This window comes from Pseudomonas sp. 9AZ, assembly GCF_902506525.1.
GTDB classification, from domain to species: Bacteria; Pseudomonadota; Gammaproteobacteria; order Pseudomonadales; family Pseudomonadaceae; genus Aquipseudomonas; species Aquipseudomonas peli.
The window spans coordinates 164,087-177,401 of sequence record NZ_LR733840.1 but is presented as its reverse complement, the minus strand read 5'-3'; the positions used below and the strand labels follow the sequence as shown (position 1 = coordinate 177,401).

Annotated in this window: 13 protein-coding genes; 4 read left to right on the top strand and 9 right to left on the bottom strand. The window is 61.9% G+C overall.

From position 1 onward, the window contains the following. Positions 1-18 precede the first annotated feature (18 nt). Positions 19-840 (top strand): amino acid ABC transporter substrate-binding protein, encoded by an 822-nt coding sequence (locus ALTER154_RS00935; protein ID WP_372239908.1) that lies wholly within the window; start codon positions 19-21, stop codon positions 838-840. Here ALTER154_RS00935 and ALTER154_RS00930 read toward each other — a convergent pair. Together ALTER154_RS00930 and ALTER154_RS00925 are read right to left on the bottom strand one after the other, a co-directional pair. Continuing rightward, on the bottom strand, positions 791-1,549 hold the full coding sequence (locus ALTER154_RS00930; protein ID WP_160084873.1) for a CPBP family intramembrane glutamic endopeptidase: 759 nt from the start codon (positions 1,547-1,549) through the stop codon (positions 791-793). The genes ALTER154_RS00935 and ALTER154_RS00930 overlap by 50 nt on opposite strands. Before the next feature lie 20 nt (positions 1,550-1,569). Beyond that, entirely contained in the window at positions 1,570-1,737 is a 168-nt protein-coding gene (locus tag ALTER154_RS00925) for a DUF2897 family protein (protein WP_090247932.1), read from the bottom strand. A 183-nt stretch (positions 1,738-1,920) separates the two neighbouring features. On the opposite strand from ALTER154_RS00925, the gene ALTER154_RS00920 reads away from it, so the two are divergent. Both ALTER154_RS00920 and ALTER154_RS00915 read left to right on the top strand, forming a co-directional pair. Next, positions 1,921-3,225 (top strand): ATP-binding protein, encoded by a 1,305-nt coding sequence (locus tag ALTER154_RS00920; protein WP_160084872.1) that lies wholly within the window; start codon positions 1,921-1,923, stop codon positions 3,223-3,225. Between the two features lies 1 nt (position 3,226). Then, on the top strand, positions 3,227-4,138 hold the full coding sequence (locus ALTER154_RS00915; RefSeq protein ID WP_160084871.1) for a response regulator: 912 nt from the start codon (positions 3,227-3,229) through the stop codon (positions 4,136-4,138). Between the two features lie 54 nt (positions 4,139-4,192). On the opposite strand, the gene ALTER154_RS00910 is transcribed toward ALTER154_RS00915, so the two are convergent. The 6 genes from ALTER154_RS00910 to ALTER154_RS00885 form a co-directional block, all read right to left on the bottom strand. After that, positions 4,193-5,539 (bottom strand): class II 3-deoxy-7-phosphoheptulonate synthase, encoded by a 1,347-nt coding sequence (locus ALTER154_RS00910; RefSeq protein WP_160084870.1) that lies wholly within the window; start codon positions 5,537-5,539, stop codon positions 4,193-4,195. Between the two features lie 106 nt (positions 5,540-5,645). Continuing rightward, positions 5,646-7,436, bottom strand: a complete 1,791-nt coding sequence (locus tag ALTER154_RS00905) for an amidohydrolase family protein (RefSeq protein ID WP_160084869.1) — start codon at positions 7,434-7,436, stop codon at positions 5,646-5,648. Then, entirely contained in the window at positions 7,433-8,173 is a 741-nt protein-coding gene (locus tag ALTER154_RS00900) for a sulfite exporter TauE/SafE family protein (RefSeq protein ID WP_160084868.1), read from the bottom strand. Before ALTER154_RS00900 ends, ALTER154_RS00905 begins: the two co-directional genes overlap by 4 nt. After that, complete coding sequence (locus ALTER154_RS00895) at positions 8,173-8,955, bottom strand: SDR family NAD(P)-dependent oxidoreductase (RefSeq protein WP_160084867.1); 783 nt, start codon at positions 8,953-8,955, stop codon at positions 8,173-8,175. The genes ALTER154_RS00900 and ALTER154_RS00895 overlap by 1 nt, the downstream gene beginning before the upstream one ends. After that, positions 8,955-9,890 carry a bile acid:sodium symporter family protein gene (locus tag ALTER154_RS00890; RefSeq protein ID WP_160084866.1) on the bottom strand — a complete coding sequence of 312 codons (936 nt, stop codon included), beginning with the start codon at positions 9,888-9,890 and terminating at the stop codon, positions 8,955-8,957. The genes ALTER154_RS00895 and ALTER154_RS00890 overlap by 1 nt, the downstream gene beginning before the upstream one ends. Beyond that, positions 9,890-11,230, bottom strand: a complete 1,341-nt coding sequence (locus ALTER154_RS00885; protein WP_160084865.1) for an NAD(P)/FAD-dependent oxidoreductase — start codon at positions 11,228-11,230, stop codon at positions 9,890-9,892. Before ALTER154_RS00885 ends, ALTER154_RS00890 begins: the two co-directional genes overlap by 1 nt. Positions 11,231-11,393: 163 nt before the next feature. Between ALTER154_RS00885 and ALTER154_RS00880 the strand changes: the two genes are divergently transcribed. Next, positions 11,394-12,167, top strand: coding sequence for a spermidine synthase (locus tag ALTER154_RS00880; protein WP_160084864.1), 774 nt, complete (start codon positions 11,394-11,396; stop codon positions 12,165-12,167). A gap of 6 nt (positions 12,168-12,173) precedes the next feature. Here ALTER154_RS00880 and ALTER154_RS00875 read toward each other — a convergent pair whose 3' ends face one another. Continuing rightward, positions 12,174-12,965 (bottom strand): crotonase/enoyl-CoA hydratase family protein, encoded by a 792-nt coding sequence (locus ALTER154_RS00875; protein ID WP_160084863.1) that lies wholly within the window; start codon positions 12,963-12,965, stop codon positions 12,174-12,176. Positions 12,966-13,315 lie beyond the last annotated feature (350 nt).

The following is a 13,315-nucleotide window of genomic DNA, read 5'->3' as shown; positions in this document are numbered from 1 at the left end:
TAAGGAAGTTGTCGTCAAATGGGGTTCTTAGGACGCAGGGTAATTAGAGGGCTGGGCACGGGTTTGGCGTTGTTGCTCGCCGGGCCACTTATGGCCGCGCAGGAAGTGCGCGTGGCCTCTGTGTACTTCCCACCTTATGTGTTCAAAGCCGAGCAGACGCGCTCCACCGGCTTGCTCGAAGAGTTGGTCGTGGCACTGAATCAGGCCCAAACGGATTTCCACTTTGTCATGGTGCCAACCGCGGTTAAGCGGCGCTTTCGTGATTTCAAGCAGCAGCGTATCGACCTGGCGATTTTCGAGAACCCCGGTTGGGGCTGGCAGAACGTCCCACATGTGGCTCTGGACATGGGGCTGGAAGACTCTGAAGTGTTTGTAGCCCGCGCAAAGGCGAACCGTGGTCAAGACTATTTCGACTCGCTCAAAGACAAGCGCTTGGCCCTCTATCATGGCTATCACTATGCCTTTGCCGGCTTTGATTCCTCGCCTGAACACCTGACCAAGACCTTTAACGCCACCTTGACCCATTCCCACGAAAGCAATCTATTGATGGTATTGCACGAACGGGCGGAGATCGCCTTGGTCACGCGCTCCTACATTGGGGATTTTCTGGAGCGTAATCGGCAATACGCAGGGCAGTCGTTAATTTCCGAGCGTGCCGACCAGCGCTATCGCCATCATGTGCTGTTACGCCCGCAGTCGCCGATCACGCCTGAGCAGTTTGTGGCGCTGTATGAGCCGCTGCGCGATAGCGGCCAGTTGGAAGCGATTTTTAGCCGCTATCAGGTTGCGGTTATGCCGCGCGCAACGGATAGCTCAGTAGCAGCAGGTGCAGCACATTGACTGCACCATGCAGGGCGATGGCCAGGCTGATGCGTCCGCTGAAATGAAAAATCAACCCATAGCCCAGTCCGGCGACCCCGGCTACCACCGCGAATAAAGGACTGAAGGGCAGGTGCACCGCGGCAAACAGCAGCGTCGTCAGGCCAATCCCCGCCCAGGCACCGAGCCAACTGACCAGGTGGCGCTGCAACAAGGCGCGAAACAGTAATTCTTCGGCCAGCACGGCCACTCCCAGGTTGACCGCCAACCACAGCCAAAACCCGTCTGGCCATTTCGGCTGCCAGCCCACCAAGCCTAGCGCCAACGCCATCAGCGGTACACCGAGCAACGTCAGTGCGGCGGTGAGCCAGGCGTTTATGGGTAGTGGCTTGCTCGGCGTTTTCTGCCCCAGCCACCAGGCCAGCAGCGTGACACCTACCAGCAACTTGTCCCAGGACAGGCGCAGTGCGTATGGCGCGGCATCGACGCTGAGTTGGCGTGGCGACCATAACGGTGTGGCGCTAAAGCCTGGGACGAGGTGTGCGGCAAAGGCAATGCAGGCCAGCAGGCTCAGTCCTGTCCACAGTGCTGGGTGTAGGTGCTTTTCGACATACAACAGCCATGCACCGAGTGCGGCTCCAGCGGCCAACCCCGCCAGGTGGATATAACCCAGGGCAAACCCACTTGCCAGGCACAGGGCGGGGAGCAGCAGGCGCAGATGCAGTGGCATGAAACATCCTTGTAATGGGGTTAGCGCTGGTCAGCGTCCTTGGCTGCCTGTTCGCGTTCACGCTGGTGAATCTTTGTCAGCTGTTCTTCGCTCAAGGGCAGTGGTTTGGCGGTGCGCAGCAGCACCATCAAGCCGCCCACGATTGAGCCCAATACCAGAAGTATGAACAGCCAGATATACCAGGTCATAACACCATCCTTGCAGAGTTGAGCAGCCACCATAGCGCGCGGCAGTCGGTAATTAAACGGCAACAGCGTTTCGACGGGAGGCGCGCAAGGCTCTGGCGTGCGGGGTTAAATGTGATGACTGTCACATGGCGGCAACTTGGCGCTGGTTGAATGGCGGCTTTCCAACGCACAGGGAGTCTGCCGATGACCACTGTCAGCGCGCTCACGCGCTTGCTCAAGCCGGTTTCGCCGTTGGCTGCAGACATGAGCATCGCTGATGTGGCGGATCGTCTGCTGACGCCGGAGCTCAAAGCTTTTCTCTCGCTGCCCATTGTAGATAGCGCCGGCCGGCCGCTGGGCCTGGTCAGTCGCACCACCTTGCAGGACATCTTTATGCAGCGCTTCGGTCGCGATTTGCGCGGCCGTCACGCGGTGCAAGAGGTGATGAATGCGGCACCGCTGGTGGTCAGCCTGGATACCAGCCTGGAGGATGCGGCCAAGCAGATCACCGGGCAGTTGCAGTACCCGATTACTGAGGACTTTATCCTGGTCGACGCCCAAGGCCTGTATCGCGGCCTGGGCACTGTGCTCGATCTACTCAAGGCCATGGAGGCGCGCATCGCCCAGCGCAATTTGGTGCTGCGCAAGGCGCTTGTTGAGCTCAAGGAATCGCAGACTCAACTGGTACAGTCAGAGAAGATGGCATCCCTGGGGCAGATGGTCGCCGGCGTCGCCCACGAGCTGAACACCCCGCTGGGTTATGTGAAAAACAATGTGCAGCTACTGCGCGAACTGAGTGCGCCGCTGTTTGAACTGGCCGAGGCGCAGGCTGCTCTGGGCGATTGCCTGAACGATCCGACCTGTGATGAGGCGCGCCTGGCCATGGCCCTGGAGGTTGCTGCCGAAGCCCGTACTAAGGCTGCTCCGGAACTGTTGGTGGAGGACTTTACCCAGCTGTTCAGCGACACCCTGTATGGCCTGCAGCAGATTGCCGAGCTGGTGGTCGGGCTGAAGGATTTCGCCCGCCTGGACCGCGCCATGAGCGAGGAGGTCGATCTCAATGAGTGCATCCGCAGCGCCCTGGTGATTGCCCGTAACGGCATCAAGGACAAGGCCGAAACCATCCTGCAGCTTGGCGAGTTGCCGCGCATTCCCTGTGCGCCGTCGCAGATCAACCAGGTGCTGCTCAACCTGCTCAACAACGCCGCCCAGGCCATCGATGGTTTCGGTCAGATCCTGGTGAAAACCTGGGCCGACGACAGTGCCGTGTGCATTTCCGTGCAGGATTCCGGGCGTGGCATGCCACCTGAAGTGCTGGCGCGCATCTTCGATCCGTTCTTTACCACCAAACCGGTGGGCCAGGGCACCGGCCTGGGGCTATCAATCAGCTACAAGATCATCCAGGACCACGGCGGGCAGATCCGCGCAGCGTCCGAGCCTGGGCGCGGTACGCGCTTTCTGATCCGCCTGCCGCGTCCGCAGGCGCTGCCACTACAACGGAGTGCCTGATATGAGCGAGCCGATTCGTATTCTGTTTGTTGATGATGAAGAGCGCATTCTGCGCAGCCTGGCCCTGCAGTTTCGCCGTGAATATGAAGTGCTGACCGAGAGCGACCCGCGTCGCGCCCTGGAGCGGCTGAAAAGCGAGAATGTGCAGATCATCGTCAGCGACCAGCGCATGCCACAGATGAGCGGTGCCGAGCTGCTGGCCCAGGCGCGTGAGATTGTCCCCGATACCCTGCGCATTCTGCTGACCGGCTACAGCGATCTGGATGCCGCCGTGGAGGCGCTCAACAGCGGCGGTATCTTCCGTTACCTGACCAAGCCCTGGGATCAGCAGGAGATGGCCTTCACCCTGCGCCAGGCCGCGCAGATTGCTGCACGCCAGTTGCAGGCACCGAAAGTCTCGGCAGTCATACCGCCGGCGGCGCTCAATGTGCTGCTCTTGGATGAGGATGCGTCGACTCTGGATGTGGTGGCCGAGTTCTGCGTGGCCGGCGGTCATCGTCTGCTGCGCTCGGCTTCGCTGAGCGACGCCGTGATGCTGCTTAACAGCCAGCCGATTGATCTGCTGGTCAGTGACTTGCAAGTGGCTGGGGAAGACACTGCACCACTGCTGAAAAGCCTAGCCCAGGCCCATCCACGTCTGCTCAGCCTGGTGGTTACGCCGTTCTGCGATACCCAGGCGCTACTCAAATTGATCAACGAAGCGCAGATTTTCCGTTACCTGCCCAAGCCGATTCGTCGCGGGCTGTTCGACAAGGGCTTGTTGGCAGCGGCCGAACAGGCGCAGATCTGGCGCGCGCAGCCGGCGCAGGTAGTCACCCGCCTGGCGCAGCAGCCGCGTGAAGAACGTGATCGGGAGAAGGTCGGCAGTTTGCTCGGCATGCTCGGGCGTTTGCGTGAACGCCTGACTGCCTGAATGCATCCCGCTGCTGCGCCATTTACGACGTAGCAGCGGGGTTGGCAGCCGCCTTTAGCGGCGTACTTGCTTGAGGGTTTCGGCGATCAGGAAGGCCAGCTCCAGCGACTGGTCGGCGTTCATTCGTGGGTCGCAGTGGGTGTGATAGCGGTCCGACAGGCCGTCTTCGGTGATCGGCCGCGCACCGCCGATGCACTCGGTGACATTCTGCCCGGTCATCTCGATATGGATACCACCGGCATAGCTGCCCTCAGCCTGGTGCACGGCGAAGAACTGCTTCACTTCGGCAAGGATCTGCGCAAAGTCGCGGGTTTTGTAACCGCTTGAGGCCTTGATGGTGTTGCCGTGCATTGGGTCACTGCTCCACAGCACCTGGCGACCTTCACGCTGCACGGTCTGGATCAGGCGCGGCAGGCCCGCTTCCACTTTGTCTGCACCCATGCGCACGATCAGGTTGAGGCGGCCCGGATCGTTGTCCGGGTTGAGGATGTCGATCAGGCGGATCAGGTCTTCGCTGCCCATGCTCGGGCCGACTTTCACCCCAATCGGGTTGCCCACGCCGCGCAGGAACTCAACGTGCGCGCCGTCCAGCTGACGGGTGCGATCGCCGATCCACAGCATGTGCGCCGAGCAGTCGTACCAGCCGCCGGTAAGGCTGTCTTTGCGGACAAAGGCTTGCTCGTAATTCAGCAGCAATGCTTCGTGGGCGGTGAAGAAGCTGGTTTCACGCACTTGCGCCGCGCCGTCCATGCCGCAGGCGCGCATAAAGGCTAGGGTTTCGTCGATGCGGTCAGCCAGCTGGCTGTACTTCTCACCGAGCGCCGAGTTGGCAATAAAGTCGAGGTTCCACTGATGCACCTGATGCAGGTCGGCAAAACCGCCCTGGGCAAAGGCACGCAGCAGGTTCAACGAAGCGGTGGACTGGTGATAGGCCTGCAGCAGGCGCTCCGGGTCTGGCACGCGGCTGGCCGAGTCAAAACCGATACCGTTGACGATATCGCCGCGGTAGGCGGGCAGGGTCACGCCGTCGATGGTTTCATCATTGGCCGAGCGCGGCTTGGCGAACTGACCGGCCATGCGCCCGACTTTGACCACCGGGCAACCGGCGGCAAACGTCATGACGATGGCCATCTGCAGCAGCACCTTGAAGGTGTCGCGGATTTTCGCCGCGCTGAACTCAGCAAAGCTCTCGGCGCAATCGCCACCTTGCAGGAGAAACGCGCGACCCTGGGTGACCTCGGCAAACTGGCGACGCAGTTCACGGGCTTCACCGGCAAACACCAGTGGCGGATAACCGGCCAGGGTCTGCTCGACCTGGGCCAGTTGCGCGGCGTTCGGGTACTGCGGTTGTTGCTGGATCGGCTTGGCTCTCCAGCTTTCAGGGCTCCAGGGTTGCGACATTGCGGCTCTCGGCTTAAGTCAATTTAGGCGGACGGGCATGGTAACCGATAAGCCATCGCCGGCAAGCCGATAGGCGTGATAGAGCCGCTGCATGGTGACGTACGGCTCAGGCCGTGGCGGGTTTGAAACCTGCTGCTGGCGCTGTGCGCGGCGCAACGTCACGGCCAGGCAGAAAGCTGCCAAAGCCGGGTTGCTTGCCCAGCGCGTCGGGGAACTCGGCACCGCGGCGGTAGGCGATGCGACCGTTGATCAGGGTGGCGTCCACCGCCGCGTCATTGCGTTTGACCACGCGCTCCAGGCCGAGCACCTCCATCGGCGCTTCATGGATGTCGTCCAGCTCGTCGGTCAGCCCTTGCGGGTTGACGATCACCACATCAGCACGGTCGCCAACGCGGATAGTGCCGGCGTCGACCCCGATAAAGTCCGCCAGCTCGCCAGTCAGGCGGTGGATGGCGCGGCCCATGTCCATGAACGGGGTGCCGGTAAGTTCGGCATCGCGCACATATTTAAGGAAGCGCAGCGGAAAGTTGTACTGAGCGATGGAGCGCAGGTGTGCACCGGAGTCAGCGAAGCCCGGCTGGGTCCAGGGGCTGGAGAGCAGCTTGTGCATCACCGCCTCGCGCTGGTTACCGTAGCAGGTGGTCCACTTCAGTGCCTCGCGGTACTGGCAGGCCAGCTCGAAGTAGGCGTCCACCGGGTCCAGGCCACGGGCGGCGCCGAGCTGCTTGAAGTTCTTGCCGACCATGCTGGCGGCCGGGCATTCGGTTACCCAGCAGTCGGAGAAGTCGCGGTGCCATAGACCCTTGGTCAGCACGGCCTTGACCTGCTTTTTGAACAGCGCACGGAACTCCGGCTCTAGCACCTTGGCGTACAGCTCGTCCGGGTCTTTGATGTTGCGCAGGATCTCGCCCGCACCGAACTCCTCGAAGGCGTTCACATTCAGCCCTTCCAGGCGCAGTGTGAAGGGCGCTGGAAGAGTCTGCCAGCGGAAATGGCCGCGCAGCACGCGGTTAGCCAGCCAGCCAGAGAGGCGGGTGAAGTAATGCAGCAGCGGCTGGGATTTCAGGTCCAGGGCGGTAAGCATCGAGCATTTCAGCGGCTTTCTAAACCAACCGTGGGCCTGCCAGAGGAAGGCGAACACGTTGACCTTGGTCACTGCGTTGGGCGCCCCCTGCAGCACTGCGCCGCGACGACGCAGGATGGCGAACAGGCGCGAGAACTCCGTCCAGCTGGCGAAGGTCGAGGGCAGCGGGCTGGACCAGGCGCGGTCGCCATCCATCTTGTCCAGGCGCGTGGTCATCACCGACAAGCCGATGCAGCCGGCGTCCAGCGCCTCTTCCAGCAGTTGCTCCATGCGTGCAAGTTCGGCTTCGGTCGGTTTGACTTTGCTGGTGGCGCGCTCCAGGCCCATTACCGCCACGCGCAGTTCGGAGTGGCCAAGGAATGAGCTGACGTTCGGCCCCAGCGGCTGATGGTCATAGAACGCGCGGTAGCCGGCGGCGTCGCGCCAGGTCTTTTTCTGTTGCAGGATCGGCAGCACGTATTCACGCGGCACCGCTTCGACGCGGGTAAACAGGTCGGAACAGTCCTCTGCATCGGCCAACACCATGCTGATCGAGCAGGAGCCGATGGTCACGCTGGTTACACCGTGGCGCACGGATTCTTTCAAGGCGGGGGCGGCGATCACTTCGGCGTCGTAGTGCGAGTGGATTTCCAGAAAGCCCGGGGTGACCCACTTGCCGGCAGCATCCAGCACCTCGGGGCAACCGCTTTCATCCAGCGGGCTTAGGCTGAGTACATCAATGCGTCCGTCCTTGATGCCGATATGCCGCAGTTGCACTGGCTGGTTGCTGCCGTCGAAGTACAGGCCGTTCTTGATGATGATGTCGTGGCTCATAGCAAACTCCAGGGCGCAAGCAGCAGGCCGCCGGTGACCAGCAGCAACAGGTAGATGGCAATGCGGAAATGTTGTTCGTTGAAGCGTTGGTGCAGGCGTTCACCCAGCCACACACCGATCAGCAGCAACGGCGCGTAACTGGCGACTTGCGGCAGGGCGGGCAGCAGGCGGCCGTCGAGCAGAAAGGCCAGGGTCAACAGGCTGTTGAGGGTGAACCACACCGTGACCAGGGTGGCACGCAGGCGCGCCTTGTCCAGTTGCGTGCCGGTCAGGGCGAATACCAGCAGCGGGCCGCCGGAGGCGAACAGGCCGTGACTGATGCCCGCACACAGGCTGAGCAGGCGGCTAAGCCACATGGGGCGCACGGGCTGCACGGCCGCATGACGCAGGCGCCACAGTTCGCGAGCGGCAAACCACAGCACCAATGCGCCAAACAGGCGCTTTGCAAGGGCTGCGTCCAGGAAGGGCAGCAGGGCATAGCCGAGAGCCGTGCCGAGCAGCATGCCGGGCAGGATCATGCCCAGCAGCAGGCGGCGGTCGATCATCTGCCGATGCCGCCAGACCAGGTAGCCGGTCATGCAGATATTCAGTGGCACCAGCACCGGCAGCAGCTGCTCGATGGGCAACAGCAAGGCGCCCAGTGACAGGGCAATCACGATGCTGCCGAAACCAGTGATCGCCTCCAGGGTGTACGCCAGCAGGATAAAGCCCGCCAACGTTAGCCAGATAACGTCCATCAGCCCATCTCCTCAGCGAAGCGTGCACTCATCTTGCGGTAGTAATAACCGGGGGCAATGCGCCAGAGCAGGCTGGCCAGCCAGCTGCCACGGTCGGGAAACAGCCGCTCGCGGCCTTGCCTCTGTGCCTGGAGAATCTGCGCGGCCATCCAGTCGGCGCCGCGTATCTGGCCTACGGTCGAGCGGCCGTGTTGCGCCTGCAGACCGTCGCCGCCAAGGGCGTTCTGTTCGATGGGGGTGTCGAGAAAGCTGGGGTACACCAGCAGCATCTTGATGCCGTCACGGGCGGCCTCAGCGCGCAACACCTCGAAGAACTGGCCAAGGGCGCTTTTCGCCGCGCAATAGCCGGCACGACCGAGTACCGGCATCCAGCCGGCCATGGAGCCAATGGCGATGATCTGCCCACGGCTCTGGCGCAGCAGCGGCAGGGCGCTCAGGGTCAGTTCCACGGGTGCCTGGTAGTCGACGGCCATGACCTTGCGAAACACGGCTGGGTCGGTCTGCAGGGTAGGCGAGCGGTGGGTGATGCCGGCATTGTTGATCAGCACATCCAGGCGGCCGAAGCGCTCGCGGCAGGTTTGCAGCAATTGCTGATGCAGGTGCGGGTCGGTGATATCGCCGGCCAGGCCGATTACCCGCTCGGCGCCCAGCTCATTTACCCGCGCGGTCAGGCCGTCTGCATTGATATCGGTGAGCAGCAGATTGCAGCCTTGGCCGTGATAGGCGCGCGCAAGTTCCCAGCCGAGGCCGCTGGCGGCCCCGGTGATCAATACGATGTGCATTATTTTTCTCCAGCGCTGGCCAGGGCCGTAGGTGCGGGTGAGGCGGCGATGGGCGCGCTGCGCGACCAGATAAAGGCCAGGGTCAGGCCGCTGACCAAATGCCAGCAGCCCCAGAACGCGGCGATCAGCAACATGCCGCTGGCCTGCGGGAAGAAGGTGAAGATGATCACCAGGCCCAGGGCCGAGTTCTGGATACCCACTTCCAGGGTGATCGCCCGGCGATCCGCTGCCGGCAGCCCGGACAGCCGCGCGCAGCCGTAACCCACCGCTAAAGCCAGGGCGTTGTGCGCCACCACCAGCCAGAAGAACAGATGGAAGTGCGCGATGAATTGGTCGAAGTTGCGGCTGAAGGCCAGGGTGACGAAGGCCAGCATCACCAGCAGGGCAAAGATCCGCAGCGGCTTTTCCACCTTGAGCGACAGGCTGGGAAAGCGCCGGCCGATCCACATGCCGGCGATCAGCGGCAGGCCGAGCACCAGCAATACCAGGAGCAGCAGGCTGACTGGATCCATGGCTATCTGCGTCAGCAGTGGTCGGGTCAGCGGATTAAGCCAGGCGTAGAAGCCGAAGTTCAGTGGCGTCAGTACGCTGGCCGCGAGGCTGGATACCGCCGTCATGCTCACCGAGACCGCGACGTTGCCCCGCGCCATCCAGGTCATGATGTTGGAGAAGCTGCCGCCGGGGCAGGCCGCCACCAGCATCATGCCCAGGGCCAGCATCGGCTCGATGCGCAGCGCCCAGCAGGCCAGACAGGTCAGCGCCGGCAGCAGGACAAATTGCGCGAACAGGCCAATCAGCGGTGCCTTGGGCTCGCGGACGATGCGTTTGAAGTCATCCAGGCGCAGATCCAGCGAGACGCCGAACATCATCACCGCGAGGATGATGTTGATCAGCACCAGGCTGCTGGGGTCGAACTGGATATTCACCGGCTCCATCACAGGCTTCCTTCAACAGTGCGGCTGGCGGTAGCAGGCAGCGCAGCCAGGCCGGCGCGCAGGCTATTGCTGTGCTGCGCGATGCTTTGACGATAGCTGTCCTTGTGCACGTAGTAGGCCATGCGCTCCAGTTGCAGGTACTGGTAGCCGCCGTCCAGGCGTATGCCGGCGCGTTCGCGTTTGAGCACCTGGAAGTCTTTGGCCGCCTGGCTGCCGGCTTGCAGTCCTTTGATATAAAGCGCCACCAGCTCAGCCTGCTCGTCACGGCCCTGCCAGCCAAGGCCTGAGGCTTCGACCATGCCCAGCATAAACAGATCGTCGTACTCGGGATGGAACACATTCAGGTACAGCTGCGGCGCGCCGGCGTTGCTCGGCCAGTTAAGGTGCGCACGGTCGATAAAGGGGTAGTCGAGCTTGTAGCCGGTGCCTTGCAGAATCAGGTCGTACTCGGCCTGTTCGCCATCGCTGAAGGTCACCTGCATACCGTCGATTTTGGCCACATCGCGGCGCGCCTTGATATCGCCATGGCCGAGGTAATGCAGCACCAGGGAGTTCATCACCGGGTGTGACTCGTAGAGCTTGTAGTCCGGGTCGGGCAGGCCGTATTGCGAAGGTTTGCCGACCAGCGCGCGTATCAGCAGGCCATCGAGGAATTGCTTGAACGGGCGCGGCAGCTTGATCGCGCCGCCAAGCGTGTCGGTCGGCCGGCCCAGGGTGAATTTGGGCAGGAAGTAATAACCGCGACGCACCGACAGGTCCACCGAGACGGCGCGGTGCACAGCGTCCACGGCGATATCGCAGGCCGAGTTGCCGCAGCCGATCACCAGCACGCGCTTGCTGTCGAACACCGCTGCCGAGCGGTAGTCGCTGGAATGCATCAGCTCGCCGGTAAACGTGCCGGGTAGCGCCGGCTGATTGGGCGTATGCAGGGTACCGTTGGCCATCAGCACGCCGTCGAACAGCCATTCACGCTGCACGCCGTCGTACTCGCTGATCAGCTTCCAGCCCTTATCCAGGCGCTGAATTTCCACCACGCGAGTGTTGAATTGGTAGTGCGCATACAGGCCGAAGTGCTTGGCGTAGTCGCGGAAGTAACGGCGCATTTCACTGTGATGCGGGTAGGGGGCTACCTCGGCGTGCATCGGAAATTCGCTGAACTGGGTGGTGCCCTTGGAGGAAATCAGGTGCGCCGAGTCGTACATGGTGCTGTGCGGATTATCGATGTCCCACAGGCCGCCAACATCCGCGTGCAGTTCGAAACCGACAAAGTCGATGCCGTGCTTGTGCAGTTGACGTGCTGTACACAGCCCCATGGGGCCGGCACCGATAATGGCGTACATGGCAAACCTCGATATTTGTTTTTATTGTTGTAGCCGCATAACGACGAACTCGGCGCTCCCGACTGCGGCAAATTATCGCGTGACCAGGGGAGGGTGCCTCAATGACAATTAGCGCCTTTCCCCCGGCCGAAATGGTCGGGGATGTCACGGTGGAGAGTGGTGGATGCCAGGTTTACCCCCGGTCGGTCAGATGCCGGACCCGCTGTTGATCGCCGAAGTGCACGATGCCTTCGGGGTGATCCAGGTAGTCGAAATGGGTGCTTACCGCTTTCTCGAGTTCGGCGAAGCGATCGAGCAGAGCTGCGTGTATATGCCAGACCCCAGCTGGCTGGAGTACGACTACACCCGCGCCATGCTGCTTGGCGCGTTGTGCCATGAACACCCTGAAAGTGCTCTGTTTCTAGGCCTTGGCGCCGGCAACCTGACCCAGGCTTGCCTGAAGTTTCTGCCGCTGGACGATGTTGAGGTGATCGAGCTGCGCGCCGATGTGCCGCGCCTGGCCATGGAGCACATGGGGCTGACCGATGATCCGCGCCTGACCATTCGTATCGGCGATGCGCTGGAGCTGCTGGAAAGCGCGGAAAAGACCGACCTGCTGTTTGTCGACCTGTACACCGATCATGGCCCTGCAACTGGGCATCTTGCCTGGCGTTTTCTGGAAAATTGCCAGAAGCAGCTCAACCCCGGCGGCTGGCTGATTATCAACCAGTGGGCCGGCAACGACGGCAAACCACTGGGTGCGCCGCTGCTGCGCGGCCTCTACCACCGGCATTACTGGGAGTGCCCGGTGAAGGAGGGCAATGTCGTGTTGCTGGTGCCGGCGGATCTGGAGCAGGAAATCGACTTTGCCGAACTGCGCCGCCGCAATGAGCTGCTGGCGCCGCAGTTCGGTTATTCGCTGGAGTCGTTGATCAAAGCGGTACGTCCTGCGACCTGATCACGTTCAACGCCCTTTAAAGTCGCCCGGACGGCGTTCCTGCATCGCTCGCACGCCTTCCTGCGCATCTTCACTGGCCATCAGGCGAGTCACGGTCGGGTGCAGGCTGGCGGCTGCGGCAGCCGGGCCTTCGACCACGGCCTGGCGCGCCGATGCCAGGGTAGCCTGCACACCCAGCGGGGCTTGTGCGGCAATGCGTTCAGCCAGCCACAGTGCCTTGGGCAGCAGCTCTTCACTGGCCACCACCTGCTGGATCAACCCCAGGCGATAGGCTTCGTGAGCATCGAATTCATCTCCGGTCAGCAGCCAGCGCATGGCATTGCCCCAGCCAGCGCTCTGGTGCATGCGCAAGGTGGCGCCGCCGAATGGGAAAATCCCACGCTGCACTTCCATCTGCGCGAAGCGGGTATTGCTGGCGCACAGGTTGATATCCGAGGCCAGCATCAGTTCGATACCGATCGTGTAGCAGTAGCCCTGAGCAGCGACGATCACCGGTTTGCTCACTCGCGGCCCGCCGAACACCCCCCAAGGGTCACAGCCGTCGTCAGGTATCTTCCAGCCGGCGGCAAATTGCGCCGCTACGTTTGCCAGGTCCAAACCAGCGGTGAAGTGCTCACCGTGGGCAAATACCAGCGCCACACGTGCGTCGCTGTCGCGCTCGAACTCGCCGTAAGCCCGGCACAGATCATCCAGCATGGGCATATCGAAAGCATTGCGTTTGCTCGCTCGGTCCAGGCCGATCAACATGATCTGGCCACGTTTTTCACGGCTGACGCGGCCGCTGGTGCTTTGGGTCATGGCTGGGAGTCCTTGTGCGCAGGTAGGTGGGCTGGGGTTGAGGCCGTTACAGCATGGCAGTTGCAGGCTATCAGAGGATGGCTGTATGGCACGTTATAGGTGCTGCTTATGCATTTTTTATGCGTGGTTGATGGAAAAACAGGCACATCGGCCAGGTTTTCCGGTATAGTGCGCGCCGGTCAATTCTTGGCCACGTTCAGGTAGTACAACTCGCCCGAAGGTTTACTTTGGCAGTTAGTCCGTTTTGCGGACTATCCTTGACGATTCATTTATCACACGTTTTCGCAAATCCCCGCCGACATGGCTGCCAGGGTGACTCTCGGGTCTTACACGGCATGCGCAGCTTTGGA

Coding starts and splice junctions, on each gene's coding strand:
- ALTER154_RS00925 (WP_090247932.1), bottom strand. CDS start 1,737: ATGACCTGGTATATCTGGCTGTTCATACTTCTGGTATTGGGCTCAATC.
- ALTER154_RS00935 (WP_372239908.1), top strand. CDS start 19: ATGGGGTTCTTAGGACGCAGGGTAATTAGAGGGCTGGGCACGGGTTTG.
- ALTER154_RS00890 (WP_160084866.1), bottom strand. CDS start 9,890: ATGGAGCCGGTGAATATCCAGTTCGACCCCAGCAGCCTGGTGCTGATC.
- ALTER154_RS00875 (WP_160084863.1), bottom strand. CDS start 12,965: ATGACCCAAAGCACCAGCGGCCGCGTCAGCCGTGAAAAACGTGGCCAG.
- ALTER154_RS00930 (WP_160084873.1), bottom strand. CDS start 1,549: ATGCCACTGCATCTGCGCCTGCTGCTCCCCGCCCTGTGCCTGGCAAGT.
- ALTER154_RS00915 (WP_160084871.1), top strand. CDS start 3,227: ATGAGCGAGCCGATTCGTATTCTGTTTGTTGATGATGAAGAGCGCATT.
- ALTER154_RS00905 (WP_160084869.1), bottom strand. CDS start 7,436: ATGAGCCACGACATCATCATCAAGAACGGCCTGTACTTCGACGGCAGC.
- ALTER154_RS00885 (WP_160084865.1), bottom strand. CDS start 11,230: ATGTACGCCATTATCGGTGCCGGCCCCATGGGGCTGTGTACAGCACGT.
- ALTER154_RS00900 (WP_160084868.1), bottom strand. CDS start 8,173: ATGGACGTTATCTGGCTAACGTTGGCGGGCTTTATCCTGCTGGCGTAC.
- ALTER154_RS00895 (WP_160084867.1), bottom strand. CDS start 8,955: ATGCACATCGTATTGATCACCGGGGCCGCCAGCGGCCTCGGCTGGGAA.
- ALTER154_RS00880 (WP_160084864.1), top strand. CDS start 11,394: ATGCCAGGTTTACCCCCGGTCGGTCAGATGCCGGACCCGCTGTTGATC.
- ALTER154_RS00910 (WP_160084870.1), bottom strand. CDS start 5,539: ATGTCGCAACCCTGGAGCCCTGAAAGCTGGAGAGCCAAGCCGATCCAG.
- ALTER154_RS00920 (WP_160084872.1), top strand. CDS start 1,921: ATGACCACTGTCAGCGCGCTCACGCGCTTGCTCAAGCCGGTTTCGCCG.